The organism is Sphingomonas sp. Leaf10, assembly GCF_001421245.1.
GTDB lineage: Bacteria > Pseudomonadota > Alphaproteobacteria > Sphingomonadales > Sphingomonadaceae > Sphingomonas.
This window is the reverse complement of the sequence record NZ_LMKE01000001.1, coordinates 495,799-519,940: the sequence shown is the minus strand read 5'-3', so window position 1 is coordinate 519,940 and position 24,142 is coordinate 495,799. Positions and strand designations below refer to the sequence as shown.

Genomic DNA, 24,142 nt, shown 5'->3' with positions numbered 1-24,142 from the left:
TCCATAGTCAGGCCGCCATCGTAAACGGTTCCAGTCCGGCAAGGCGCGTCTGCACCAGCACGTTCGGCACCTTGCGCGGCGCGACGCCCTCCACCCGCTCGGCCATCGCCTTGATATGCGCGGGGGTCGATCCGCAGCAGCCGCCGAGAACGTTGACCTGCCCATGATCGGCCCAGTCGCCGACCAGCGCGGCGGTCGTCGCCGGCGCCTCGTCATAGGCGCCCAGTTCGTTGGGCAGCCCTGCATTGGGATAGACCATGATCAGCGTGTCGCAGATTTCCGACAGCGTCTTCACATGCGGGCGGAGCTGTTCCGCGCCGAACGAACAGTTCAGCCCGATCGTCACCGGCCTGGCATGGCGGATCGCGTGCCAGAACGCCTCGACGGTATGGCCCGACAGGTTGCGCCCCGACAGGTCGGTGAGCGTCATCGACAGCATGATTGGCAAATCGCGGCCGAGCGCCTGTCCCGCCTCGATCGCCGCCATTACCCCCGCCTTGGCGTTCAGCGTGTCGAACACCGTCTCGATCAGGACGAAATCGATCCCGCCCTGGACCAATGCGTCGATCTGTTCGCGATAGACATTCTTCAGATAGTCGAAATCGATTTCGCGATAGCCCGGATCGTTCACGTCCGGCGACAGCGACAGCGTCTTGTTGGTCGGTCCGATCGCCCCCGCCACGAAACGCGGCCGCCCGTCGCGCGCCGTATAATCGTCCGCCAGCGCCCGTGCGATCTGCGCGCTCTGGATGTTGATATCGGCAACCAGCGATTCCGCACCATAATCCGCCTGGCTGATGAGGTTCGCGCTGAATGTGTTCGTCGAGACGATATCCGACCCCGCGTCGAGATAGGCGCGGGTGATCGTCTCCGGCACCTCCGGCTTGGTGATCGCCAGGATGTCGTTATTGCCCTTCTGATCGTGGCCAAGCGTCAGCGTACCGGCATAATCGGCCTCGGACAGTTTCCAGTTCTGGATTTCGGTGCCGAACGCGCCATCGGTGATCAGGACGCGCTTGGCGGCCTCGGCGTTCAGACGTTCGCGAGCGGAGGTCATGGGCATTCCTTCGAACGTTCGGATCAGGCCGCTGCCGCGACCAGCGTCGCCTTCGGCCGCATCCCCAGCAGATGACAGATGGCGTAGGACAGTTCGGCGCGGTTAAGCGTATAGAAATGGAAATCGCGCACGCCGCCGGCGTAGAGCTTGCGACACATTTCGGCGGCGACCGTCGCCGCGACCAATTGACGTGCGCCGGGATGGTCGTCCAGCCCTTCGAACAGCCGGTCCATCCACGGCGGGATCGACGCGCCGCAAAGCCCAGCGAACTTGCGCACTTGCCCAACGTTCGACACCGGCAGGATGCCCGGTACGATGTCGGCGTTGATCCCCGCCCCGGCGGCGGCATCGCGGAACCGGAAAAATGCTTCAGGCGTGAAGAAGAACTGCGTGATCGCCCGCGTTGCCCCGGCGTCGATCTTGCGCTTCAGATTGTCGAGATCGGCTGTTTGATGTTCCGAGTCCGGATGGCATTCGGGATAGGCGGCGACCGAAATCTCGAACGGGTGCAGCTTCTGCAACCCGGCAACCAAGGCGGCGGCATTCTCATACCCGTCCGGATGCGCGACGAACTTCTGCCCCATGGTCGGCGGATCGCCGCGCAGCGCGACGATGTGACGAACCCCCGCCTGCCAATATTCCTCCGCGACCTGATCGATCTCAGCTTTGCTCGCCTCGACGCAGGTCAGATGCGCGGCGGCCGGCATCGACGTTTCACGGGCTATCCGCGCGACCGTGGCATGGGTCCGCTCGCGTGTCGATCCGCCCGCGCCATAGGTCACCGACACGAACTTCGGCGCCAGCGGTTCGAGCGCGCGCACCGTTTCCCAGAGCGCCGCTTCCATCTTGTCGGTCTTGGGTGGAAAGAATTCGAAACTGACCGCGCAGTCGCCCGCCAGATCGGCGAACAACGGCGCATCAAGCGCGCGCCGTGCTTCTTCGAGGTCGGAAATGGTAGGAATCATGCCGCCTTCACCTCTCGCACGTCGAACGTCCGCCGTGCCATCCAGAGTTTAACCGTCAGTTCGCCGCCGCCCAGCGTCTGGGTCGATACCGGCGCCAATCCCGCATCGGCGAACCATCCGAGCATCTGTTCGTCCGAAAAACCGAGCCGGGCATGGGCGTCGCGCTGCCGCAATTCCTCCCGCGCGTGCGGCGCGAAGTCGCAGATCAGCAACCGCCCGCCGGGCTGGAGCACGCGCGCCGCCTCCTCGATCGCGGCGCCGGGATGCTGGACGAAATGCAGCACGTGATGCAGCACCGCCGCATCGGCGACCGCTGCATTCAGCGGCAGCGCGTAAATATCCGCCTGCCGCAATTCGGCGTGGTCCAGTCCCCGTTCGGTCAGCTTCGCTCGCGCCAGACGCAGCATTTCCGACGACCGGTCGATGCCGATCGCCTGTGTCGCGTGCGGCCCGAACAGTTCCAGCATCCGCCCGGTACCGGTACCGATATCGACCAGCAGCCCGATCGGCTCGGTACCCAGCGCCGCGACCATCGCCGCCTCGACCTGTTCCTCGGCGACATGCAGCGATCGGATCGCATCCCATTCGCCGGCATGCGCTTCGAACCACGCCGCCGCCGCCGCCGTCCGATCCGCGCGTACCGCCGCCAGCTGCTCGCGGTCGGCAACGGTCGCCGTATCGTCCGCCGGGAGCCACGCATCGAGCGCCGCCAGTAGCGGATCGACCAGCGTGGGCACCCCAAGCGCGACGAAGACCCAGCTACCTTCCTTCCGCCGGACGGCAAGTCCGGCATCGCACAGGATCTTGACGTGTCGACTGACGCGTGGCTGGCTCTGATCCAATACCTGCGCAAGTTCGCCGACCGACAATTCCATCGCCCGCAACAGCATCAGCACCCGCAACCGGGTAGCGTCGCTTGCCGCGCGCAAAATATCGAGAGCCGGAACCATGGGTCGTCATATAAAGATATCTTTATATGAGGTCAATCGATCACGTGCTGTGCCGCACCATCATTGTGCAAAGGAAACTGTCGCGAGGTTGGCGCGTTGGGCGGCGGATCATAACGGAAGGGAAACCGCCATGAAGAAGCTTCTCCTGCTGCCGCTCGCCGCTGCAGCCTTCTCGATCGGTGCCTGCAGCCAGAAGGCGCAGAACGAAACCGGTGAGGCCGCCGATGCCGTCGCCGCCGACGTGAACGCCACCATGGGCGAGGCGGTCGACGACGTACAGGCCGCCGGCGAACGCGCACTGGGCGCCGCCGAGAATGCCACCGATCGTGCCGGTGACAAGATCGAGAACGCCACCGATCGCGCCGGCGCGGCCATCGATCGCGGAGCGGCCAAGGCCGATGCCGCCGCCGACAACGCCCAGCGCGAAGCAGGCGAGGAACTGGAAAAGGCTGGTCGCGACATGCAGCGCTGACCCGAACCGGTTATACGCGACGGGCCGCTCTCCGATGCAACGGGGGGCGGCCTTTTTCGTTGGGAGACGACAGATGCGCCAATTCCTTACCCTCGCCCCCCTGCTCCTCGCGGCCTGTAGCGCGACCGACGAAGCATCCGCCCCGGGCGACGTCACGCAGAGCGAAGTGGCCGCGCTGAACGATGCCGCGACGATGCTTGACGCGGATAGCGTCGATGGCAACGCGCTGCCGTCCCAACAGAAAGAACCCTGATGACCGATCTTCCCACGCGTACGCTGGGCGCGACCGAACTGGCTACCCCGCCCCTCATCCTCGGCGGTAACGTCTTCGGCTGGACGATCGACAAAGCCCAAAGCTTTCGCATCCTCGACGCGTTCGTGGACATGGGCGGCACGATGATCGACACCGCCGATGTCTATTCGGCATGGGTCGATGGCCATAGTGGCGGCGAGTCCGAAACGATCATCGGCGAGTGGTTGCGGCAGTCCGGCAAGCGCGACCGCGTGCTGATCGCGACCAAGGTCGGCATGCTGCCCGGCGAAGGCGGTGAGAAGCTGGCACCCGCCCGGATTGCGGCGGCGGCGGAAGCCTCTCTGGCACGTCTCGGTACCGATCGGATCGACCTCTATTACGCGCATCAGGATGACGAGGACGTCCCGCAGGCCGAGTATCTGGCCGCCTTTGGACGGTTGATCGATGCCGGCAAGGTGCGGGTGCTCGGCGCTTCCAATTTCCGCGCGATGCGGCTGAAATCGGCGCTCGACCTCGCCATCGCCGAAGGATTGCCGCGCTTTCACGTGCTGCAACCCGAATATAATCTGGTCAGCCGACGCAAATATGAGGGCGAGCTGCAAAACCTCTGCGTCGAGCACAATATCGGCGTGGCGCCCTATTACGGGCTCGCCTCCGGGTTCCTGACCGGCAAATATCGTTCGTCCGGCGATCTGTCGCGAAGCGTGCGCGGCGCCGGGATGGAAAAGCTGCTCGATGGCAAGGGCGCAGCGATGTTGGCGGCGATGGACGCGGTCGCAGCGGAAACCGGCGCGACGTTGGCGCAACTGGCGCTGACCTGGCTCGCCGCGCAGGAAGGGGTGACTGCCCCGATCGCCAGCGCGACCAGCGTCGAGCAATTGGAGGAACTGGTCGGGTCGTGGCGGGTCGAGCTGTCGGACGACCAACTCGCCCGGTTGACCGACGCGGGCGTGTGACGACGTTGCGGGGGTGTCCACCCACCCCCTCCTGGGTCGTTACTCGGCAGCTTCGGCCAAATCGTCGAATTCGGCAGCTTGCAGAAAGCGTTCGGCGTCAAGCGCGGCCATGCAGCCGGTTCCTGCCGCGGTGACCGCCTGACGATACACCTTGTCCATCACGTCGCCGCACGCGAACACGCCGGGAACGCTCGTCCGCGTCGAACCGGTCTCGACGGCAATATAACCGTCGTCGTCGAGCGCCAAATGGCCACGGAACAGTTCGGTCGCGGGATGGTGCCCAATCGCGACAAAGCCGCCATCGACATTTAGCATCGAAATCTCGCCGGTGACGGTATCCTTCAGTTCGATACCGATCAGCCCATGTGGATCGCCACCGCCGACGAAGCGCTCGACCTGTTTGTTCCACAGCACGCTGATCTTGTCGCTGGCGAACAGCCGCTGTTGCAGGATGCGTTCGGCGCGGAAGCTGTCGCGGCGGTGGATGATGGTCACATCGTCGCTATGGTTGGTCAGGTACAGCGCTTCTTCGACCGCAGTGTTGCCGCCGCCGATCACCGCCACCTTCTTGCCGCGATAGAAAAACCCGTCGCAGGTTGCGCAGGCCGACACGCCCTTGCCCTTCAGCAGTTCCTCGCTCTCCAGCCCCAACCAGCGCGCCTGCGCGCCGGTCGCGATAACGAGCACCTCGCCTTCGTACACATCGCCACTGTCGCCGGTCAGGCGGAACGGGCGGCGCGTCAAATCGACGTCGACGATCGTGTCCCACATCATCCGGGTACCGACATGTTCGGCCTGTGCCTGCATCTCGCCCATCAGCCACGGACCCTGCACCACCTCCCGAAAGCCCGGATAATTTTCGACATCGGTCGTGGTCATCAACTGCCCGCCGGGCTGGATGCCCTGCACGACGATCGGCTCCATACCAGCCCGCGCGCCATAAATCGCTGCGGACAATCCCGCCGGCCCCGAACCAAGGACGAGCATGCGGGTATGGTGGGTCACAGACATTGCGATTTTTCCGTTCGAAGCGTTTGCGCCGTCTAAATCAGACGCGCCGTTCGAACGCAACATGGGGCATGCCGAAGCTACTGCAACCCGTGCCTCAACTCAAAGGACAACCGCAAGAACCGCACCCCAGAAAGGCACCGCCAACAACGTACACAAGAGAAAACCGGTCATGTTGGGCGGGCGATCGCGCGATCCGTCCAGCATCGGACGGCGTTGGCTAATGGTGACCATGATCCGAACCTCTCCGTTATCGTTGTTCAATCTCAACGAACGAAGTTGGTAACAGTTCGATTTTGGGACAGAAAAAGCCGCAACCTGCCCGGCCTCGGCATCGTAGCGGCTTGCGTTTTCCGATCTTCGACATTTCGGTGGTAGCGAAGGAACGCTCCCAGCATAACCGAGCGATTCGAACGCTGAAAGTTTGAACCGCCGGGTCGCCGTAGGCGGCCCCCTTCCCCCCGAAGCAAAGGTGCGGACCCGCGCGCCGCCGTAGCGACGCGCCTTCGCCCAACAATCCGAACACGTCTAGCGACGTCGGAAGCCGCTTCCGGCGCCGCATTCGTGCGCCCCATCGACTTCCGATCCGGGAGCCGGCGCGATGTCGCGTGCCCAATACAATTCTGCTCAGCAAACCCGCGCAACCCGCGCGCTCATTCGCAGCACTGGCGCGCACTTCGCGGGCCGCGAGCGCGGACGCGATCGCGCCGTCCATCGCGAAAGCTATGACGTCCACGACAGCCGCGCACAGGTCTCGCGCCAGTTGGCGGACGGCACGGAGGCTGCAACGCACGCCTTCGTCGACGCGCTGGTGAAGACCGCGCGCGAGTTCGACCTGTTCGAGCGGGGCAAGGGTAAAGCGCGGCCCCTGAAGGACACCGGCATCGTCGTGCTGGAAGCGCTGCTGCGGCAGCACTGGCACGAGTTTAAAACCGGCCGGATCGATCCGGCCATCAGCCAGCTCATGAAGGCGACCGGCTATGTTCGGCAGACGATCGTCGACGCGCTCGCGCGCCTAGAGCGACACGGCTTCATCGGGTGGGTCCGCCGCACGATCCGGATCAGCGACCCGATACCCGGCGGTCCGATCCGCCAGCAGACCAACAACAGCTATTTCGTCGACGAGGCGCGCATTGCCTCCCGCGCCGGCCGGAACGTCCGCGACCGCTTCCGCCAGCTGCTTGCCCGCGCCAAGGCCCGTATGGCCCTGCGGGCGAAGCAGCGCCCCACAGCGTCACCCCTGCCCACGCCCAGCCCTGCTCCTCGCCCTGCCGCGACCACCGGCCTCGCTGCCGCCCTCGCCGCCTTGGGAGCCGCCGTCGATCGAGGATCAGGCCCGAGTCTGGATAATGGACTGTCTCCCCCCTCAGAATGAAGATTAGAAGGTGTCGCTACCGCGACACGCATCAATAGGCAGCATCACCCAGCCCAACCGACCCGCCTTGCGTTTTGTCCCCGCCTGCCACCGCCCGGCAGACGATCCCTTGCGTCCAGCGGACGCCACGGGACAGGGCGGCTGCGCCGCCCCAAGGCTTAGCGACGGGGACGAGCACGGATCGTGCCGAAAGAGCCGCCCCGGCACCCGCGCGGACAGGTCAGGCGGCGCGGAATAGTAGATCGGCCCAGATCTGCATCAGCCGGCGGCGTGCGCGGATCTGCTTCGATCGGTTATAAGCACCCTCGACCTTCACGTTGACGTCGGCTTCCTTCTTCCCCGCATGCGCCAGCGCGCGATCGATCGTCACCCGCTCGGCGGGCAGCTTCTCGTTCAGGATCGTGGAAAAGGTGGCGCGCCAACCGTGCGGCACATGCCGGCCGGCGAAGCCGGCCTTCCGATAGAGCGCGCCGATCGCGCTCTCCGAGAGGCGGCCGAAGACGAGATCCGTATCGATGCCGAAAGCGCGGATGGTGCGCAGGATTTCAACCGCCTGCCGCGACAGCGGCACGAGGTGATCGAACCGGGCGTCACCCTTCTTCGCCTTCGCCAGCTTCATGCGCGCCGCTGGCACGCGCCACACCGGCGCGGCCGGACCGATCGCATCGCCGGTCCAGTCAATGCCCTCGACCTCGTCCCAGCGCATGCCGCGCAGAGCGCCTTGACGAACCGCGGTCAGCGCCAGGAATCGAGACGCCAGATCGACAATCGCCGGTCCGCCGGCGGCGGTCGACGCGGCCAGCAGCTCGCGCGCGTCGTCGAGCGTGATCAGCGCCAGCTGCTCGCCTGCGATCGGCGCCGCCGACAGTGCGTGGCGGACCGCGGTCGACGGATCGACCTCGGCCAGCTCGTTGGCGATCGCGTAGCCGAACACCTTGCTAATGCGCTGGCGCAGCCGCTTCGCGGTCTCGATCGCGCCGCGCGCCTCGACGGCGCGCAGCAGGTCGCGAAGGTCGCCAGCGCCGATATCGTCGACATCGATCGCGCCGATCGCCGGGAACACGTCGCGCTCCAGACTAGTGATGACGTCGTTCGCATGAACATCGGTCCAGCTCGAACGCCAATGTGCGTGCCACGCGCGGGCGACGGTGGCGAAAGTCCGGTCGACCTCGACACGCGCTGCGCGCTCTTCGCGCGGATCTCGCCCGGCGCGCAACGCGTCGCGCGCAGCAGCTGCAGCCTCACGCGCGGCCGTCAAGTCGACGTCAGGAAACTGGCCGATCGTCAGCAGCTGTTCGCGGCCGGCGACGCGGAACCGGACGCGCCACGATTTGAGGCCGGTCGGCGCGACGTACAGGTGTAGGCCTTGCCCGTCAGACAGTTTGTAGGCGCACGGCTTCGGCCGCGCGGATCGCACCGCAGCGTTGGTCAGCATTTGATTTCCTATCCGAAAGCACGAAAAGTTGTATCAGTTCGACACAGTCAAACTCATTGTTCGGCGCTGAAAAGAAGTGCACGGTGGGGCTGCGGCTCTTGCAGCTTGCCTTCCGCACAGTTGTCTTCCGCAAGAAGTCGCCCGCCAGCGAAACTGCATCCCTTGCTTATTTCGCTGGCGGAGTTCCAACGGGTTGTTCCAATTTGGAACCTCAATACATTTGTATTTTGCTTGAGTGCTGATGCTGACGTTGGCACCGGCAAGTCGTGGTTCGGCGGGTGCTTCTTATAGAAGGATCCTCCCCGTCGGACTGCCCGCCGACAGACGCCCTCCCGGCACCCCCTGTCGGCGGTACCAATGGCGGACAACCCGTCCGCCGTGGTCACATCGAACGGCGCAGAAAGCCGCCAGTTTGCGAAATTGCGCAAACCCGCGATACCCGCGCCGATACCCGCACCTACCGGGGGTGGTTTCGGATGATCAGCTCTGTCACCTTCGTGCCGGCGCGGGCGGCATGCCCCGACACCGTCCACGTCGTCGCGACTTCCTCGATCGCGAACCGGGCGAAAGTATCCCGGATCAGCGGCGTGTCATTGATCGACAGCACGAAGCTGCCGGCGATCGTGTCCAATCGGTCGGCCAGCGCGCGGTACTGGTCTGGTCCGAAGTCCAGCCCGTACCCCGTCGTCTCGTTGTACGGCGGGTCGAGGTAGAAGAGCGCCTCCTTGCCGTCGTACCGGCCGATCAGTTCGACGGCATCGAGCTGCTCGATCGTCACCGGCGCGAGGCGCGTGCTCAGCCGCCGCAGGTCCGCGCGGAGCCGAGCGTGGTCGAAGCGCGAAGACTGGTCTCGCCGCAGGCCGAAGGTCCGACCGACGACCTTTCCGCCGAAGCCGAGCCGCTGAAGATACAGGAAGCGGACCGCCCGCTCGATGTCGGTCAGCGTCGACGGATCGACCGCCCGCATCCGGTCGAAGTCAGCCCGGCCGGCGAACAGAAATGCCATCTCGTCGACGAAAGGTTCGTAGTGCCGACGCACGATCCGGAAGAGGTTGGCGACGTCACCCGACAGGTCATTGATAACCTCGACCGCTGCCGGCCGGGCACGCCGCAAGAAGATGCCGCCCATGCCGACGAACGGCTCGATGTATGCTTTGTGGGGAATGGTCTCGATGATCGCGCAAAGGCGCTTGGCGAGGTTGCGCTTGCCGCCGAGATAGGGTGCCGGCGGGCAGGCGATAGGCAGTTGGGTCAAGGTCAGCTTCTTCCTGGAGAAGCACGTCGGTCAGGCCGCGCTGGTGTCGCCGCGACAGGCGGCGAGGGTCGCAACCCTTCGGATCTCCGGAAATGCTGGTCCGAAGGTTCGAAGGATGGCGATGAGGAAGGAAGCTGTCGGGGTGGCCTTCGGGGATACGTTGGCGGGCCGCCTAGTCCACCACCCGAAACCGGGTGGCTAACCGCGCAGTCAAAGGCGGCTGCGCCCTGCGTATTCCCCGAAGGTTTTCTATTTCGCAGGCCACCCGGCGAAGCCGGTAGCCTTTGAACCGCGCGCGCGGGCTGATCCTAACGGTTAGGTTCGAACCAGCCCGCTCGCTATGCCCTGCCGGGCATGGTGCCTCAAGAGGCGATCGCGGACCCGTCGATCACGATACGGAAGCGGGTCGACGCGCCGATCGCCAGCGTGCCGATATCGAAGCAGACATGGATCGAATCGTCACCTTTCCGCTTCGTGCCGACCGACAGTGCCTTGATGGCATAGGGATCGAGCGTCGGTGGGACGGCCACCGCCAGCCCGATCGTGGCGCGCGGATCGTCGCTGCCGACCATCAGCACGCGATTGCCCGCCATCGTGGCGCGCGCCCAGCCGCGCTCGATCACCTCGTTGACGGTTTCGAATGCGCCAGGCTGATCGAAGTCGATCAGACGCATGTAGCGCAGGTCGACCAGATCGGCGCCGGTCCGGTTGGTCAGCTCGACATCGATCAGGATCAGCTTGCCGTCGACGGAGATCCGCTGGTCGACGCCGATCTCGTCCGACGTGGTACCGATGAAGCGGACCGCGTCCGGCTCAGCCGACACGGTGCCGGGGATCTGGTAATAACCGGTCAGCAGCGCCGAAGCTGACTGGACCTGCTTCTCGGCGGCGCGATGCGCGATGACGAAGCCCTCGACTGATCGGCCGTACAGGACCGCGTCCCCCATCAGCGGCACCGTAGCGTGGCAGAAGATACCGGCGCGAAGGAACCCGCGATCGGCATCGGTCGGGATGCCGGCGGGCAGACGACCGGCAGTGCCGAGGCTGCCGCGGCTACCGACGCCGAGAGCGTAGAAGTCGGTCAGAAGGAAAGCCTCGAGCCCGCCGGCGTCGGTGGTGAAGGTGGCGGTGCGGACCTTCGTCGCCGGCGACGGTTCCGGCACCGGCGGCTGCACGACGACCGGGGCGGTCGCGCTGTAGGTCGTCCCCTCGACCAGATACAGCCGTTCGATGCCGGCGAGGAAGCACACGCGGCTCCCCCATTTATAGGCATATCGGCGCTTGTCCGCTCGCCAAGCGCCCTCAGTCGTGTTGAGCGCAGCGGGGAACTTGATCTGGTCGCCGGGCTGCATGGTCAGCATTTGGCCGTGCTTTGCGATGATGGTGCTCATGATCGTATCCAATCTCAACGGATCGTTGATCCGGGTCAGGTTTTTGTGGGATTCTCGGATCATCAGGCGGCCAAGGGCAGCCCGAGTATCGGAGGGCGGAATGGCGGGTAGCTTTGGGGTTCGACGTCAGGGAGCGGCTGGGCGCGGCAAGCGGGCACGGGCCGTGATCGGCGGTTTGGCGCGGCTGAAGCGCCGTCTCGTGGCGTTCTTCTTCCACGCTCCGGTCAGGCGGCATTGCTGCCCGGAATGTGGCAGTACCGACCTGTTCGACGGGCGCGGTACCTGCCAGATCTGCCAACCGATGTAGGGGCTACTGCGTCACAGGTATCCGGCGGTTAACTTTGTGATGCCCTGACCCGTCGTGTCGGTCGTAGCCCCGCCCGACATTCGCAGCCGCAAGCGGCCAGCGGACTTGTACGTGGTTTCGGTATAAGTGCCGACGACGGTACCGTTGATGATCCAGATGAGCTGGTCGCCTCGCATCTCGATACGGTTCGTCAGCTTGCCACCTATCGCCAGCGCCACGTTAGACGTTGCGATCGTGCCGGCATTGGTCCCACGGCGAGCAAGCGTCGCGACTTGGGTGTTATCGTTGTAGATGACCTGAATGCCGCTGTCGGTACCGGAATCGCCGCGCGCGACAAAGCTGTTCGAGGTGCCAACCGTACTGCGGCGGATATGCTCGGCCTCGACGTAGTAATCGGGTGAGGTCGGCGCGAAGCCCGAATCATAGTCGCTAGTGTTGCTGTTCGTGTAGGTCGCGCCCGACGTCGGCCCGACCGAGATGCTGCCGCTCGACGCAAAGGACGACTTGGTGGCTTTGTGGCCGGAATCGGACGTGTGCTGATCCCACGTCACCGCAGTGTCGGTGGTGAAGGTGTCGAGATATGCTGGGCCTGCCGGAGCGGCGGTAGTCAGGGTGAAGGTATCGGATACACCGCCGATCGTCAGCGCGATGTTGGTCACGCCGCCGGCGGTCGCCGAACTGGTGCCGCGCACCTTGACCGACTGGCCGTTGGTCACGGTGCCCTCGGCGCTAGTCCATGCGCCGCCAGCGATCTGATACTCGCCACCGGTGATGGTGATCGGCGACGCCGCGTCGATGCCGGCGACGGTGATCGCCGCGCTCTCGGTCAGCGTCGACGCTGCGACATTCGTCTGATCGACGAAGCTGAAGGCATCCGGCGTGGTGTCAGCGGTCGGCGACGCTGCGGTGGTCAGGCTGAAAGTATCTGTCACGCCGCCGATCGTCAGCACGATGTTCGTGGTCGTGTTGCCGGTGGCGGACGTGGTGCCGCGCAGCTTCACCGACTGGCCGTTGACGATCGTGCCGGCCGCGCTGGTCCAACCGCCGGTTGCGATCTGGTACTCGCCACCCTCAACGCTGATTGCGGTCGCGGCGTTGATGCCGCTGATAACGACCGCACCGCTTTCGATCAGGGTCGAAGGGGCAAGCCCGGTCTGGTCGGTGAAGGAGAAGGCGGAAGGGGTGTTATCGACCGCGGACGGCGCGGCGGCGGCCAACGTAGCTACGGGCACGACACCGCTCGCGACGATGCCAAGCAGGCCGGCGTCAGTTTCGTGGGTGCCGTCGTCGGAGACCCACGTCGAATCTGCCCATAGGCCCGACGTCCCGCTCTCGGTAACCGACGCCGTGTCGACCAACACTTCGAAGTTGCTGACCGTCCGGTTGCGAAGGCCGGAATTGATCGTCTGGCGACGGCTATTGCGGGTGGATGACGAAACGGCCGTGTTGGTCGCGTTGGCATGCGGCGAAATCGTCGCCGCCGATCGTACCTTCCCGCCGAAATAATCGTACAGGCGGCCCAGACGGTTCAACGTGTTCTGGCCAGTCTGATCGGCGACCGAATTGATGTCGTTGCCACCGGCGAGGATATGGACGTGCGAAGCGTACTGAGCCTGTCGCAGCCGCTTTTTGCCGCCACCGACGAACGTCGCAAGGATGTTCTGCGCTTCGTCACCGGGGACGCCGCAATTGGTATAGGCATAGCCGGCCGCACTGATCGACGGGGCGAACTCGCCGGCATCGCCGCGCGTGCTGGTCTGCGGAAAGACACTGCGGCTGTCGCCAAAGATCGCCCAGCTCGGCTTGGTGGTTATGGCGACAAGGCCGAGCGGATAGACGCAGCGTGTTGCCCCGTCGTGAGCGACGTTGCCGCCCATCGTCAGGTCGGTGGCGCTGGTACTGAAGATCGCGGCGCAGCCAAGCGCGGTCGCTACGTCACGGCCAGCGTAGGGGATGAAACCGTTCGACGAGGTGATGAAGGATCGCACGAAGTACAGTGCGCCCTCGGGGATCGTCAGGTTCGCTGGGGCATCGGCGATGATGTCCTCGCCCGGCAGGATCGTGCCCGTCGCAGCACCGCCGAAGGTGAGCGCGGTGAACGTGCCGACCGGATATTCGATTGACCGGCACCACCTCATCGGCCTTGCCGACCGCCGCTGCCTGAAGCTTCACGATATCGACCCGTTGCATCATGCTCACCAGCCTGCCTTGCGACCGTCCGGGCTGACGTAGACCGGCGGATTGGAAAGGGGGCGACACCCGCCCCGCGCGGCTGCATCGAGCCGGCGGGCTATCCCGCGCGCCTTATCGGCCAGCTCTTCCACCAACCGATGGCTGGGAACGCCGGCGCGGCCTTGCGCGAGGAGAAGGTCCATTTCGTCGGTGAGACGCTCGAGCTCATCGAGAAGCGGGCTGCTGTGCGGCATCGCTATCTCCCGAAAACGACGACGCCCGCCAGCCCGGGGAGGCTGACGGGCGAAGGACGCAGGTGTCGCTGCGTCGGATTTGGCCGAATTATGGCCGTTCGGGGAGTGGCGAAAATGTGCGAAGCTACGCAATGGTTGCATGCATCTGATCGACCGCAGCCCGATCGATCTCCTTGCACACCTGCCCAAGGAGGCGCGGCCAAAGGTCAAGCGCGTCGATCAGCAGCTTCTTCGCCCGGCGGTTGTGGATGCGGTATCGCTTCGCGACGACGGTGAAGCCGACCGTTTCCCCGACCACCATGTCGAGGACCGCGCCGATCGGCCCGTCGATAGCCGCGCGCCACCGGGTATAGGCCACTTCGTGCCGCACGCGGCTCAACGCCTCATAGAACGCGCCATTACCATGCCGCCCGGAACTGATCCGCGTTTCGAGGCTGGCGGTGCGGACGGCGACGTCGGCGCCAATCCGCTCGGCGACCATCGCGATCTCGACCGCCGCCGCAAGTTGGTCGGCGGTGATGGCGCCGCTCTGCCACAGACGCGCCAGCGCGCCTTGATGGGTGCGGCTCGCGCGTTCGTGGGTCTCGACCGTGCCTTCCCGCTTGTGGTCCCACCGGTCGGTCATCTCGGCCCGGCCCTTGCGGAACGCCCGTTCGGCCTTGGCAGCATCAGGATGACGGCGCGCCCAATCGAGACGATGCTCCTCGGCACGCTTGGCGATCGCGCGATCGATGTCGCTCGGTTTGCGGCGCGGCGGGGCCTTGGTCGACCAGCCTACGCGCGGCCGGTCGGGCGCTGCGGTTGCGGCTTCGTGGGCATCGCGCGCGGCGCGGCGTTCCGCCATGGCTGTGCGATGCTCGCGATCAACGATCGCCCGCATCACCTTGGCTTCCGCCGCTGTCTCGATCCGCACCGTCATTCCCCCAACCCTCTACGGCGCTGATGTGATCGAGCGCGGCCGGGACGGACAGTGGCGAATATGTGGGCGGGGAAAGCTGCAAGGTTTCGTTGTTGATGTGCCAGCCTTCGCGCCGCAACTCGGCAAGCGCCGCCTCGCGCCGCGTCGGAAGGACGATGCAACGCGCTCGGCCGCGCTGGCGATACACGCGGCCGTCGCGTTCCAACGCCCGTACGGCACCGCGCGCCCGATCTCGGTTCACACCGATGCCGGCGGCAATCTCGCCATAGCTCGGCGAATAGTTGTGCGCCGCCCAATACCGCTCGATAAATCGCAGCGCGAGTTGCGCACGGCTTGCCATTTCGGCCGTCAGTCGGTCGCCAGCATCCATCATCACCCCGGTATCCCCAGAGCGAACATAACCAGAAACAAAGGCATTTGCACGACTAGCCTCGCATGCGTCACGGCTCGTCCCGCCTCGCGCCGCGAACACTTCCGCGAGGGATGGCCCGATCCGCACCGTTGCGTCGTTCGCCGACGGCGCGATTTCGTCGGCCGCCGTCCACATTTGGCACAGCGCAGCCTACCGGGGCGATAACCGAGCGGATGCGGCCAGTTGCGCTTCGTCCGCATGTAATCGAGCTCGTGGCGGTCGATCACCGCGACATGGCCGCACGCGCACCAGACCTGCAGGTTCGCACCGCGCCGGACCAGGTCCCAAACCACGTTCAATTCATCGCCCCATCCGAAAACGAAAAGCGAACGCAATCCAACATTTCAAGCTCGGACGTTGCTTGCGATATGTCCTTTATAGTTGACGATATCCGATTTGTCTCCTATAAAGGACACATGTTCCGGACGCTCCCTACCCTCCGCTTCACTGCTTGGCTCGATGGTCTCAAGGACAAGCGCGCCGCCGCCAAGGTTTTCGCGCGGATCGTCCGGGTCGAAGCCGGAAACTTCGGCGATGCGAAGTCGGTGGGCGATAAGGTCAGCGAACTGCGCATCGCCTACGGCCCGGGTTACCGGGTCTACTTCACGATCAAGGACGGCGACCTCGTCATCCTGTTGGTCGGCGGGGACAAGGGGTCGCAGGACCGGGACATTAAACTGGCCAAGGAAATGGCCGCCGAGATCCACGCCGAACCCTGACGGCGCGGATTTCTGAACGAAGGAACGAAATATGGGCATTGAACTGGGCGAACCGCTCGATCCCGCCCGCTATCTCGCGGGCGACTTCGAAACGCAGAAGGAGCTGCTGGACGACGCATGGGCGTCCGGCGACCCCGCCTATCTTGCGCACGCGATCGGCACGGTCGCGCGCGCGCGTGGCGGCATCGCGAAGCTCGCGGCCGACACCGGCTTGCAGCGTCAGGCACTGCACAAGGCGCTTGGCCCCAACGGCAACCCGCGCCTCGCTACACTCATGAAGGTGTTCGCCGCGCTCAAGGTACGGCCTCGGATGGAGGATGCCTCGGCCGACGCTGCGTAACCATGCGCGGCCGCCGGCGCTCCGCCTGGGATCGGTCTGCCGCCGCTGGCAGACCGATCCAGCGGCGGACGATCTGTCCGCCGTCATCAGTCTATGGCGCCGGAAACTAAGCAGTTTCTTGCCACAATGGAGGGACGATACCCTCTCGATACCCACGCCGCGGGATGGCAGGGTGCCTCCATGTGCAACCGTGCAAGATTCGCCGGCGAACCGACGACGCTGTTCAATTCGGCCGCCAAGCTGTTCGGTGAGCGGCCACGCGACAACCGCTTCAATCCGCAGGAGCTGCGGCCTAAGGGTCGCGCCTACGTCATCCGCGAACAGGATGGCGAGCGCGCTTGGGACATCATGGAATGGGACGTCCTTGGCGGCCAAGCCGCGTGGCCGATGACGAACGTTCGAAAGCTCGGCCTGCCCCAGTGGCGCAAGCTCGCGGCTGACCCAGCCAACCGCTGTCTCGTGCCGCTGACCGAGTTCTGCGAATGGACGCCGGAAAAGCACGACCTTGGCGATGGTAAGCCACCGTTGAAGGGGGAGATGTGGTTCAACGTCACCGATCAACCGACCTTCGCCGTTGCCGGCTTCTGGCAGGCGACGAAGGAGGGCAACGGGTTCACGATGGTCACCTGCGACCCGAACGAACTGGTCGCGCCGATCCACCCGAAGGCGATGATCACCGTCCTGCAACCAGACGCGATCGACACCTGGCTGCGGGGGTCATACGACGAGGTCGTTGAGCTTCAGCGCCCCTACCCCGCCGAACATATGTCCGTCCGCGGCCCGATCTTCCCGACGCGGCAAACCACTGGCTGACATGCGCTCCGCCGCTGCATCTGGGGCCCGCCGAAAAGCGTGGTTCTTCAGATTACGTGATAGACAAATACCCGCACGATACCCCCGTCCGCTTTCGCCCACCTATCCCCATTTCCGCTTGCTTTCGCCTTGGCCGATAGCCGACATTCGCGGAGGCAGCGGGAGCAACCATTGGCATCAGATTATTCATCCGGTGACGTGTTGGCAGTAGATTGGGACACTCGCGCTATCCGAGTGATCCAAGCTGACGCGAGCGAAACATTCTACGACGTAGAATGGGAGCAACTGGGATGGGGATTGGCACGCGCACGCACCGCGACCTTTTACCGGATGCGAACCGACTACCTGAAGGAAACGTCGCGGCTGGTTAGGTCGGAGCCGCTCTCTTTGAAGGAACTCAGTAGGCTTCGTCCTGATCTGCCAATGCGCTTTTTCCGACACGGGGACGCTGATTGGTCCGAGAGCGCAGAAAGCCTCGCAGGCTTGGAACCAGATACCGACTTTCCGGCACGACAACTTTCGCTCATTCCTTTCGGAACGAAGGGAGGCACGCTGAAAGCCCATCGCATCGCCGATGACGGCGGATTGACGCTGAGACGCCTAGTAAAGGAAGCACGCCGGGTGCAGCAGGCGGTTTGCGCCGAAGTGAGCGGGGTAGGTCTTTATCGATCCGGCATCGTCGGGAACATACCATCTTACTACCTGTGGGGTGTCGTCGATCAAGCCGGGCACGCGATCTGAGAGCGTCCGGTTATCGCTCAACCTGCCCGACAGCAGCCATTCCGCCTTCCTGCCAGTTGCAGACATCCGGCCCTCGGACGACCCGTCCGCCGGACCTTGGTTAGCGTGGCGAAGGAACGCGGCCAAGACCGCGACCAGCGCGGAGCATACCCGCACAATACCCGCAGCCCTCTACGGGCAGGCACCCGCGCCCATGGGCGCCTTTCCTTACTTACGGGCGCCTCGTGGTTTCTCACACCATTTAGAAAATAAGATGCTGCGACGGTTTCTTACCGGCGGAGAAAGGTGCAACCCGCTTAAGTGAGAGAAAAATCTTCTGAACGCAGTCTGAACCTACGGTCTTCCGATCGCAAGCGTACGTGACGGTCTTGAGCTTCTCGTTATCCCACATGTAATCGACCGTAACGTCAAAAGATTCGGCGTAACGCGTAGCGCTAGCGGGTCGAATATCGATCAGCAGCCGTAGAAAGCTACCTGTGCCATCGACATAATAGTATGCGGTGCCGGTTAAGTTCACGCGCCGCCAAAGTTGATTATTCAGAGCTATGAGCTCGGACTCGAATTGCCCGGCGCGGCCCTTCCAATTTGGGAACTCAACGCCAATCACCGGCACCGCCGGTTGTTGCTGTGCGACAATCACGACGGGTGGGGCATCCTGCATAAAATAGATTCTCGCGTCCGTTACCCCGATGTCAACGGTAACCTGCGATCATATTTTTATGCAGCTTTGCGGCGGACGTACCGTCCGTCGTCGGCGCAGGAAAGCCGCGGAAACACGTGCTTTTTGGCCGACGATGTGCGTGAAATACCCGCACGATAACCTCAGCAGGATATCGAATCGGTATAGCAAATTCGGGACTGGCCGACTCCTGACGCTCTACCTGGCCGTCTGATCCGATGCCGGCGGCTTAAGGTAAAGCGTCCCGGAACCGAAATCGATGACCGCATGGTTGGCGCGCATGAAATCGCAACCCAGCTCGCCGTTCGTTTGTGCGGCGACGGTCGTAGGGCGCTCCTCAGCGTCGTAAGCATATATATCGTAGGATATGGCGACCGGAGCAGCGAAACGCTTTCCGGCAAGTTCGATCGTGTAGGGACTGTTGGTCTTTCGAAGATCTCCGGTCGTTCCCGTGGGACCGCCGAAGGTACCCGTCGATTCCCCCACGGTAATTTCAGCTGCTTCCGCGAAACGAGCGTCGATCACAACCTCTCCGACGGTTGAGACAGTGAACCGGGCAGCGACACCGTTGACCTTCGGAAAGACGCTGTAGCGTTTGGTCTGGGGATCCCATCGCATCGGCAGTGCGATAAAGCCGGCTGCTTGCAATCGCTTGCGCTCGCGCACGGCGTCTGCCTCGTTCGACGGAATAGCAAGTCGAGCGCGATCATAGTCGACAATGACCTTCGCGCGCTTGAGCCAGCCGATGCCGGCCATACCGTTGATTGGTGGATTCTGTGGAATTTCGAATATGCTGATCGGCAATTCTCGCATGACGAAACTGCCGACGTCGAACCTGTCCAGAATCGCCGTATCACGCCCGAGAGTGCTCCTGACCCCAGTCCCGGTGATGCCGTAATCGCCTTTGTGTTCCAGCTTGACGATACCAGCGGTCTTCGCGTTTGCGTGAGTGGTCATGACAGTAAAGCCGGCGTTTGCATGCACCATGAGCAAGAACGGTTTCCCGTTAAGTTTGACCGGAACATAAGGGCGCACGCCCGATGTGACTCGGTAGGTGATCGGGACGTAGTGAGTTTTCGCTTCCACCGACCCGGCAGAAAGGCTCGAAGCAATAAAAGCCGCCAGTACGCTAGACCCGAACCTCATTTACTACTCCATCATCAGGATAGATGCTAAAGTTTGCGCGGTTGAACTATTGTAGCTCAGTCGTCAACCATAGGATGAACGTAGCACAACCCTCGCGCTTTGGGTTGGAGCAGCATGCAGGCAAACCCCTGAGCGAACTGGTTAGCAACCATTCTGGTCAACCTCAGCACAGCGAAACGTTCGCGTTCAATGCGTTAATTTCTAAAGGCGAACTGTACGCTTCTTACTGATACCGACAAATCCAGCGGCGGACACACCGTCCGCCGTTGCTACACGCCGTCAGCGGCGGACGCACCGTCCGTCGGTGAATCCGACGGACCGTAGAAAACGGCCAAGAGTTAGGCAGCGGATGAGTAGAATACCCGTTCAATACCCACATCTCTGGTACCGACTGGGCTACGCCCATATCCGGCGATGACGCGCAGACATTACGACCCCGCCATTCGTCCCAACAGATCGTTTAACGCTTCCTCAATGTCATAATAAGGGAGCTTAGAACGCGCGACGCAATCGGAAAGGTTTGAAATTAATATACGGATTTGCTGTCGATCTTGTTCGCCCTTCGCGACCTCATCCGCGACATCCATTATTTCTCCCCTTTGATGCCGCACGTCGGCAATAAAGGAGGCAATGGTCTTGGGTACGTGCGAATATCGGAACTGACGTTCAATTCGTTCGGCTTCATTATACGACGGCAAAAGATAATTACCCGAGGCGACAACCTCGTCACCAACTTTGTGGTTGTGCTCCCCTACATATCCATGCGCGATCTGGTTCCGCGTCTGAGCGAGGCGATTGAGCGCGACGAGAGCGGCCTTCACTTTGGCAATACGTTCGGCGTCGATCCGGCCGCTATACTTGATCATCGCCTCCTGAAGCATCCGATAGCGGACCGACCGGGACGAGGCCACGAACGTTTGCATCGCAACTGGTTCGCCGGGCATACATAGGAGGCGGAACAAGCCCATGATTTCGTCTTCAGAAGCCTCCCACCAACTGAGTGCGGAACCAACCAGCTGGTAAATCTCGCTAGCCGTTTTCGCCCCATGGCGCGGCAGCGACGATCGCCTTCGTTCGCTCAAGGCCACTTTCTCCCTACCCTCGCAGATTGCGACGAACGCTCTATCTATTCGCGCCATTGCGTGGTTTGCCCACGTAATTATTTCTACGGCTTCGTATAGGAATGGCACACCAACAGGTTCACTTCAAAGATCGCGTTACATTCGCAGGTCTAAAATTACGTTGCCCCGGACAGGCTTCAACGTCGGTCATTAATACCCGAATACAAAACTTTTCGTTGTGCGCATTCCCAAATATATCATAGAATTTTTCCGACCCCTCAACTAATAGGTGTTCATCGTCAGCGAGTTGCACTAACGCTACTTGCTGCCTGCTGATTTTTGTTAAGGCACCTATTGGCGCCAAATCACCGGTATCATACTCATCTTCCCTTGTGAAATCTTTATATATAGACTGTGTGGTACGGTAACTCCCCGATACATTGAAAGCGGGCGTATTTCCGCTATTCCGTATTACGAGAACAATCTTCGAGAAATTTTCAGTCTGTTCAATAGTCTCTTGATTTACACCCTCGCCAATTGGTTTCATTGTGGCAGGCAGGCTTTCGATTTCGAATTCGAGATATGCACGTTGAGATAATTGAGCGGCGCTCCTTGCTTGAGCAACAGAGTCAACCGCACTGGAGGCTAACTTTCCGGTAAAAATGGCAGTCTTGGCGTACTCGTCAGCCAAGATTCGCTGCGCCTCGACAGACCTTCGCGTAAGAGCTAAAGCCTCTTGAGTTTCCCTTGCACTATCGCGAGCCGATTGCTCCGCTAATGCCATTTGTTTATCAGTTGCTTCCTGTGCTTTTCGTCCAAGCGTTATCTGTGCGTCATACTGCAAATAGGAAATAAATGCCGCAGCAATAGCGACAGCTACTGCCACAACGGACAAAATGACGGGCCCATTTTCCACCCGCGGCTTCTTGGGTTCTTGCCTATCGGACTGCATGGATCGAGCATACTTGTATTTACTATGATCGCAAAGCCGCTACGGCTGCGGCAGATATCCTTATGAAACAATCTTGAGCGGCGCGCCGTCAGTCGCAGTGATAGAGAACGGCGGCGGACACTCCGTCCGCCCGCGGCAGTTTGATCTGCCGGTCCTGTCATCGTCTATACCCGCAATAGGCCTGATGATACCCGCACGGCCGCTGCCGCCCCACTTGCGGACGACCGGTCACGATGCGAGCATCACCAGATGATCCTCGTTTATCTCATCATGCTGCTCATGTTGGCGGGTCTCATGTCGGGCTGTCGCGCCACGTTGAATGATCTGCGAGCGAAGCGGTGGGCTTGGGCCGCCTTGGATTTGTCTAGCGTTCTAGCGATGCTGTTCGGCGCGATACTACTCGCCAGCGTCTATAGTTTCACTCCTTCGGGGCTTTGAGGTTCAAATCCAATCGCTAGGTTGAGACAGAGTGGCTTTCCGGCATGGCCGCTCACGCCCAGAAGCGGACGTTAGCGGGCCGCTGATCGGGGTGGACATTGCTCGCAGCAGAGGCGAAGCTGCCGGTATGAAGCGTTGGCCCTCGATCTTGCTCGCTGCGAGCGTAACTTGCGCCCCTGCCATCGGCTCCGCTTGCACTCTTCTCCCACGTCCACTCCGGGAAGCTGGCGAAGCCGACGCTCAGTATAGCGCCCGTGCCCGCATGATGCTCGATGCTAGAGCAACGGCAGATGCCCTTAAGGTAGAAGCTTCATACTTCGAGGAAGCGAGCAACGTCTACTTGGCGAGGATCGTCCACAGCAAAAAGATCAGCATAAGCGGCTTAAAATTGGGGCGGCAGGTTACATTGCGACCCGTTCAGGCGATCAAAGGTATTCTTCCGGGCCGTCAAATTAAGATCGAGGACCGCGTGCTGACATCTTGCGGGGTGGTAGGTGACGGCCCGGCGACCTCGGGCCATGTTGGACAAATGGCTATTGTGTTTGACGGAGTGCGTAACGAAGACGCGGCTCATGGTTCGCAACGCTACGCATTCTTGGCGGATAGGGCGCATGAGCCGCGTCTCTTGGCCGCCTTGAACCGCCGGAAAGTTCGCGCCGACAAGGTGCCAGAATAGTAAGCGAAGGTCCGCTTTCCACCAATAGCCGACACCAACTTAAACTAGTAAGCTTCGACCGGCCCTGACGCTGTCGGAGCGGGCACCCCAGAAGATTGAGGTGTTTGGCGGGTTCGAGTCCCGCTCATGGGTCCGCCGACGCCGAATAGCGGACACTGCACATTGGCGGTAAGGTGGTTGTAGGGGATTCGACAGGATGCTGATTGTTGGACTCTTGCTGATTGCTTCTGCTCACAACGTCACGAGCGGGCGGGACCTACTTGCCGCCTGCAAGGAGCCGGGCTTCGATACATGGTGCGATGGCTTCATCAAGGGGTTGATGGACGCAGCCTTTGTGAAGGAAAGCAAGGCGAGTGAACGTTCATGCGTAGTTCCCGAACTCGGCAGGCGGCAGCGCCGCACGCTGATGCTCGAGCATCTCAACCAGCACTCGGAGCAGTGGGAGCTGCCGGCTGCGACCGTGGTGAACCGTATGATCGCGGCGAACTGGCCCAATTGCGCTTGAGGCTCCAGGCTTAGAAGTCGGCTCTCGACCAATCTCCGACATCCTAGCGGCGGACACACGCTCCGACGCTACGGCACGTCCGCAGAGCATGAATGAGCACGCTTTTCGCGACGATACCCAACCGATACCCACGGAACCACTTCAGTCCGTTGGACCCGGCTCCCGGGTTCTGTCCGTGTCGGTGGCACTCGGTACGATCGTTGAGAGAAAGGAGAGAAGTCCGCGGCGCTGATCATCCGCCATCGCTATGACCAAACTCACGATTGCGCTTGTTTCCGGATCCAACGAGTCGGCGGCGCGACGTCCGGTCAGCAAGTGCACCACGTCAACGCCTGCGTTTGCCAAGTGCGCAAAATAAGATGCACTCGGCTCCGTGGCGCCTGCCTCGTAACGGTTTTGTGCCCCTAACCCTACGCCCGCGAGCTCGGCAAATTGCCCTTGAGTCAGGCCCATTTGCTTCCGGCATGCGCGTAGCCGAGGGACAAAATCCGTCAAAATGGAAATTTCATCTTGCGGCATTATCCATTTCGATGCATTTGTGGACCAGTTTCTACAAATTGATACATGACACATGCCGAACGGAGTCGCCAATATTGACGGTGACCTGCCCGCGCGCGCCCTGACCGCGCGTGAGCAGTTCCTTGCGTCCGGGACAAACGTCTCCGAATGGGCTCGCCAACGCGGGTTTTCGCTGACGCTCGTCCATCAGGTTCTGAGCGGCCGGCGGCGGTGCATCCGCGGCGATTCGCATCGGATTGCCGTTGCGTTGGGTATTAAGACTGACGCGGTCGCTCCGGGAGCAGAGCTGCAGAACGCCAGTGACGGCGTTGTTGGGCATCGTTCATGAAGCGCCGCTCCCACGCCCTTCCCCCTTTCGGCCGCGCAAGCAAC

The 24,142-nt window shown here is 62.5% G+C and carries 27 protein-coding genes; 11 read left to right on the top strand and 16 right to left on the bottom strand.

Translation table 11 applies throughout. The features are described 5' to 3' along the window. Positions 1-7 precede the first annotated feature (7 nt). The 3 genes from ASE59_RS02480 to ASE59_RS02470 are packed head-to-tail and all read right to left on the bottom strand — an operon-like array spanning position 8 to position 2,972. A complete protein-coding gene (locus ASE59_RS02480; protein ID WP_056451614.1) occupies positions 8-1,057 on the bottom strand; it encodes a homocysteine S-methyltransferase family protein in 1,050 nt (349 codons plus the stop codon). 23 nt (positions 1,058-1,080) lie between these two features. Further along, complete coding sequence (gene metF / locus ASE59_RS02475; protein ID WP_056451612.1) at positions 1,081-2,022, bottom strand: methylenetetrahydrofolate reductase [NAD(P)H]; 942 nt, start codon at positions 2,020-2,022, stop codon at positions 1,081-1,083. Then, positions 2,019-2,972, bottom strand: a complete 954-nt coding sequence (locus ASE59_RS02470; protein ID WP_056451611.1) for an ArsR/SmtB family transcription factor — start codon at positions 2,970-2,972, stop codon at positions 2,019-2,021. The genes metF and ASE59_RS02470 overlap by 4 nt, the downstream gene beginning before the upstream one ends. Before the next feature lie 130 nt (positions 2,973-3,102). On the opposite strand from ASE59_RS02470, the gene ASE59_RS02465 reads away from it, so the two are divergent. From ASE59_RS02465 to ASE59_RS02455, 3 genes are all read left to right on the top strand, one after another. Beyond that, positions 3,103-3,444 carry a hypothetical protein gene (locus ASE59_RS02465; protein WP_082458029.1) on the top strand — a complete coding sequence of 114 codons (342 nt, stop codon included), beginning with the start codon at positions 3,103-3,105 and terminating at the stop codon, positions 3,442-3,444. A gap of 73 nt (positions 3,445-3,517) precedes the next feature. Then, positions 3,518-3,697 carry a hypothetical protein gene (locus tag ASE59_RS02460; RefSeq protein WP_156359835.1) on the top strand — a complete coding sequence of 60 codons (180 nt, stop codon included), beginning with the start codon at positions 3,518-3,520 and terminating at the stop codon, positions 3,695-3,697. Beyond that, complete coding sequence (locus tag ASE59_RS02455) at positions 3,697-4,653, top strand: aldo/keto reductase (protein ID WP_056451609.1); 957 nt, start codon at positions 3,697-3,699, stop codon at positions 4,651-4,653. Before ASE59_RS02460 ends, ASE59_RS02455 begins: the two co-directional genes overlap by 1 nt. A gap of 39 nt (positions 4,654-4,692) precedes the next feature. Here ASE59_RS02455 and trxB read toward each other — a convergent pair whose 3' ends face one another. Further along, the gene (gene trxB, locus ASE59_RS02450) at positions 4,693-5,640 is read right to left on the bottom strand and encodes a thioredoxin-disulfide reductase (RefSeq protein ID WP_056451607.1); all 948 of its coding nucleotides are present in this window, start codon (positions 5,638-5,640) and stop codon (positions 4,693-4,695) included. Between the two features lie 622 nt (positions 5,641-6,262). Here trxB and ASE59_RS02445 point away from each other — a divergent pair. Further along, a complete protein-coding gene (locus ASE59_RS02445; RefSeq protein ID WP_056451605.1) occupies positions 6,263-7,036 on the top strand; it encodes a hypothetical protein in 774 nt (257 codons plus the stop codon). A 220-nt stretch (positions 7,037-7,256) separates the two neighbouring features. Here ASE59_RS02445 and ASE59_RS02440 read toward each other — a convergent pair whose 3' ends face one another. From ASE59_RS02440 to ASE59_RS02410, 7 genes are all read right to left on the bottom strand, one after another. Beyond that, on the bottom strand, positions 7,257-8,471 hold the full coding sequence (locus ASE59_RS02440) for a tyrosine-type recombinase/integrase (RefSeq protein WP_056451604.1): 1,215 nt from the start codon (positions 8,469-8,471) through the stop codon (positions 7,257-7,259). Positions 8,472-8,928: 457 nt separating this feature from the next. Next, positions 8,929-9,726, bottom strand: coding sequence for a DNA adenine methylase (locus ASE59_RS02435; protein WP_082458028.1), 798 nt, complete (start codon positions 9,724-9,726; stop codon positions 8,929-8,931). 362 nt (positions 9,727-10,088) lie between these two features. After that, complete coding sequence (locus ASE59_RS02430) at positions 10,089-11,117, bottom strand: hypothetical protein (RefSeq protein ID WP_156359834.1); 1,029 nt, start codon at positions 11,115-11,117, stop codon at positions 10,089-10,091. A 318-nt stretch (positions 11,118-11,435) separates the two neighbouring features. Continuing rightward, entirely contained in the window at positions 11,436-13,562 is a 2,127-nt protein-coding gene (locus tag ASE59_RS02425; RefSeq protein ID WP_056451594.1) for an SGNH/GDSL hydrolase family protein, read from the bottom strand. Between the two features lie 57 nt (positions 13,563-13,619). After that, complete coding sequence (locus tag ASE59_RS02420) at positions 13,620-13,850, bottom strand: hypothetical protein (protein WP_056451592.1); 231 nt, start codon at positions 13,848-13,850, stop codon at positions 13,620-13,622. Between the two features lie 124 nt (positions 13,851-13,974). Beyond that, positions 13,975-14,769: a hypothetical protein gene (locus ASE59_RS02415; protein WP_235515614.1), complete on the bottom strand. Its 795-nt coding sequence runs from the start codon at positions 14,767-14,769 to the stop codon at positions 13,975-13,977. Further along, on the bottom strand, positions 14,714-15,316 hold the full coding sequence (locus tag ASE59_RS02410; protein WP_156359833.1) for a LexA family protein: 603 nt from the start codon (positions 15,314-15,316) through the stop codon (positions 14,714-14,716). Before ASE59_RS02410 ends, ASE59_RS02415 begins: the two co-directional genes overlap by 56 nt. 98 nt (positions 15,317-15,414) lie before the next feature. Here ASE59_RS02410 and ASE59_RS20955 point away from each other — a divergent pair, with 98 nt between their 5' ends. The 4 genes from ASE59_RS20955 (at position 15,415) to ASE59_RS19430 (ending at position 17,794) form a co-directional block, all read left to right on the top strand. Beyond that, positions 15,415-15,900 carry a type II toxin-antitoxin system RelE/ParE family toxin gene (locus ASE59_RS20955; RefSeq protein ID WP_321163211.1) on the top strand — a complete coding sequence of 162 codons (486 nt, stop codon included), beginning with the start codon at positions 15,415-15,417 and terminating at the stop codon, positions 15,898-15,900. Between the two features lie 31 nt (positions 15,901-15,931). Next, the gene (locus ASE59_RS02400; RefSeq protein ID WP_056451581.1) at positions 15,932-16,240 is read left to right on the top strand and encodes an addiction module antidote protein; all 309 of its coding nucleotides are present in this window, start codon (positions 15,932-15,934) and stop codon (positions 16,238-16,240) included. Between the two features lie 180 nt (positions 16,241-16,420). Further along, entirely contained in the window at positions 16,421-17,053 is a 633-nt protein-coding gene (locus ASE59_RS02395) for an SOS response-associated peptidase family protein (RefSeq protein ID WP_056451579.1), read from the top strand. A gap of 171 nt (positions 17,054-17,224) precedes the next feature. Then, positions 17,225-17,794: a hypothetical protein gene (locus ASE59_RS19430; protein WP_156359832.1), complete on the top strand. Its 570-nt coding sequence runs from the start codon at positions 17,225-17,227 to the stop codon at positions 17,792-17,794. A gap of 241 nt (positions 17,795-18,035) precedes the next feature. Here ASE59_RS19430 and ASE59_RS02390 read toward each other — a convergent pair whose 3' ends face one another. The 4 genes from ASE59_RS02390 to ASE59_RS19425 all read right to left on the bottom strand — a co-directional run bounded on the left by ASE59_RS02390 (position 18,036) and on the right by ASE59_RS19425 (position 21,566). Continuing rightward, positions 18,036-18,434, bottom strand: coding sequence for a hypothetical protein (locus ASE59_RS02390; RefSeq protein ID WP_156359831.1), 399 nt, complete (start codon positions 18,432-18,434; stop codon positions 18,036-18,038). 237 nt (positions 18,435-18,671) lie between these two features. Beyond that, positions 18,672-19,619, bottom strand: coding sequence for a retropepsin-like aspartic protease (locus tag ASE59_RS02385; RefSeq protein ID WP_156359830.1), 948 nt, complete (start codon positions 19,617-19,619; stop codon positions 18,672-18,674). Positions 19,620-20,047: 428 nt separating this feature from the next. Next, positions 20,048-20,701 (bottom strand): hypothetical protein, encoded by a 654-nt coding sequence (locus ASE59_RS02380; protein ID WP_156359829.1) that lies wholly within the window; start codon positions 20,699-20,701, stop codon positions 20,048-20,050. Between the two features lie 118 nt (positions 20,702-20,819). Further along, on the bottom strand, positions 20,820-21,566 hold the full coding sequence (locus tag ASE59_RS19425) for a hypothetical protein (protein ID WP_156359828.1): 747 nt from the start codon (positions 21,564-21,566) through the stop codon (positions 20,820-20,822). Between the two features lie 766 nt (positions 21,567-22,332). On the opposite strand from ASE59_RS19425, the gene ASE59_RS02370 reads away from it, so the two are divergent. Next, positions 22,333-22,746, top strand: coding sequence for a hypothetical protein (locus ASE59_RS02370; RefSeq protein WP_056451566.1), 414 nt, complete (start codon positions 22,333-22,335; stop codon positions 22,744-22,746). Positions 22,747-22,942: 196 nt separating this feature from the next. Next, positions 22,943-23,251 (top strand): Rap1a/Tai family immunity protein, encoded by a 309-nt coding sequence (locus tag ASE59_RS02365; RefSeq protein ID WP_056451565.1) that lies wholly within the window; start codon positions 22,943-22,945, stop codon positions 23,249-23,251. 141 nt (positions 23,252-23,392) lie between these two features. Here the strand turns inward: ASE59_RS02365 and ASE59_RS21010 are convergent, their stop codons facing one another. After that, positions 23,393-23,770, bottom strand: a complete 378-nt coding sequence (locus ASE59_RS21010; protein ID WP_162235261.1) for a helix-turn-helix domain-containing protein — start codon at positions 23,768-23,770, stop codon at positions 23,393-23,395. Between the two features lie 52 nt (positions 23,771-23,822). Here ASE59_RS21010 and ASE59_RS18935 point away from each other — a divergent pair, with 52 nt between their 5' ends. After that, positions 23,823-24,098, top strand: coding sequence for a DNA-binding protein (locus ASE59_RS18935; RefSeq protein ID WP_082458026.1), 276 nt, complete (start codon positions 23,823-23,825; stop codon positions 24,096-24,098). The last annotated feature ends 44 nt before the right edge of the window (positions 24,099-24,142 follow it).

What these genes read in the sequence shown, in the direction of transcription:
- ASE59_RS02480 (WP_056451614.1), bottom strand. Translation starts at nt 1,057, where the DNA reads ATGACCTCCGCTCGCGAACGTCTGAACGCCGAGGCCGCCAAGCGCGTC.
- metF (WP_056451612.1), bottom strand. Translation starts at nt 2,022, where the DNA reads ATGATTCCTACCATTTCCGACCTCGAAGAAGCACGGCGCGCGCTTGAT.
- ASE59_RS02470 (WP_056451611.1), bottom strand. Translation starts at nt 2,972, where the DNA reads ATGGTTCCGGCTCTCGATATTTTGCGCGCGGCAAGCGACGCTACCCGG.
- ASE59_RS02465 (WP_082458029.1), top strand. Translation starts at nt 3,103, where the DNA reads ATGAAGAAGCTTCTCCTGCTGCCGCTCGCCGCTGCAGCCTTCTCGATC.
- ASE59_RS02460 (WP_156359835.1), top strand. Translation starts at nt 3,518, where the DNA reads ATGCGCCAATTCCTTACCCTCGCCCCCCTGCTCCTCGCGGCCTGTAGC.
- ASE59_RS02455 (WP_056451609.1), top strand. Translation starts at nt 3,697, where the DNA reads ATGACCGATCTTCCCACGCGTACGCTGGGCGCGACCGAACTGGCTACC.
- trxB (WP_056451607.1), bottom strand. Translation starts at nt 5,640, where the DNA reads ATGCTCGTCCTTGGTTCGGGGCCGGCGGGATTGTCCGCAGCGATTTAT.
- ASE59_RS02445 (WP_056451605.1), top strand. Translation starts at nt 6,263, where the DNA reads ATGTCGCGTGCCCAATACAATTCTGCTCAGCAAACCCGCGCAACCCGC.
- ASE59_RS02440 (WP_056451604.1), bottom strand. Translation starts at nt 8,471, where the DNA reads ATGCTGACCAACGCTGCGGTGCGATCCGCGCGGCCGAAGCCGTGCGCC.
- ASE59_RS02430 (WP_156359834.1), bottom strand. Translation starts at nt 11,117, where the DNA reads ATGAGCACCATCATCGCAAAGCACGGCCAAATGCTGACCATGCAGCCC.
- ASE59_RS02425 (WP_056451594.1), bottom strand. Translation starts at nt 13,562, where the DNA reads ATGAGGTGGTGCCGGTCAATCGAATATCCGGTCGGCACGTTCACCGCG.
- ASE59_RS02420 (WP_056451592.1), bottom strand. Translation starts at nt 13,850, where the DNA reads ATGCCGCACAGCAGCCCGCTTCTCGATGAGCTCGAGCGTCTCACCGAC.
- ASE59_RS02415 (WP_235515614.1), bottom strand. Translation starts at nt 14,769, where the DNA reads ATGACGGTGCGGATCGAGACAGCGGCGGAAGCCAAGGTGATGCGGGCG.
- ASE59_RS02410 (WP_156359833.1), bottom strand. Translation starts at nt 15,316, where the DNA reads ATGTGGACGGCGGCCGACGAAATCGCGCCGTCGGCGAACGACGCAACG.
- ASE59_RS20955 (WP_321163211.1), top strand. Translation starts at nt 15,415, where the DNA reads ATGGCCGCACGCGCACCAGACCTGCAGGTTCGCACCGCGCCGGACCAG.
- ASE59_RS02400 (WP_056451581.1), top strand. Translation starts at nt 15,932, where the DNA reads ATGGGCATTGAACTGGGCGAACCGCTCGATCCCGCCCGCTATCTCGCG.
- ASE59_RS02395 (WP_056451579.1), top strand. Translation starts at nt 16,421, where the DNA reads ATGTGCAACCGTGCAAGATTCGCCGGCGAACCGACGACGCTGTTCAAT.
- ASE59_RS02385 (WP_156359830.1), bottom strand. Translation starts at nt 19,619, where the DNA reads ATGAGGTTCGGGTCTAGCGTACTGGCGGCTTTTATTGCTTCGAGCCTT.
- ASE59_RS02370 (WP_056451566.1), top strand. Translation starts at nt 22,333, where the DNA reads ATGATGCTCGATGCTAGAGCAACGGCAGATGCCCTTAAGGTAGAAGCT.
- ASE59_RS02365 (WP_056451565.1), top strand. Translation starts at nt 22,943, where the DNA reads ATGCTGATTGTTGGACTCTTGCTGATTGCTTCTGCTCACAACGTCACG.
- ASE59_RS21010 (WP_162235261.1), bottom strand. Translation starts at nt 23,770, where the DNA reads ATGCCGCAAGATGAAATTTCCATTTTGACGGATTTTGTCCCTCGGCTA.
- ASE59_RS18935 (WP_082458026.1), top strand. Translation starts at nt 23,823, where the DNA reads ATGCCGAACGGAGTCGCCAATATTGACGGTGACCTGCCCGCGCGCGCC.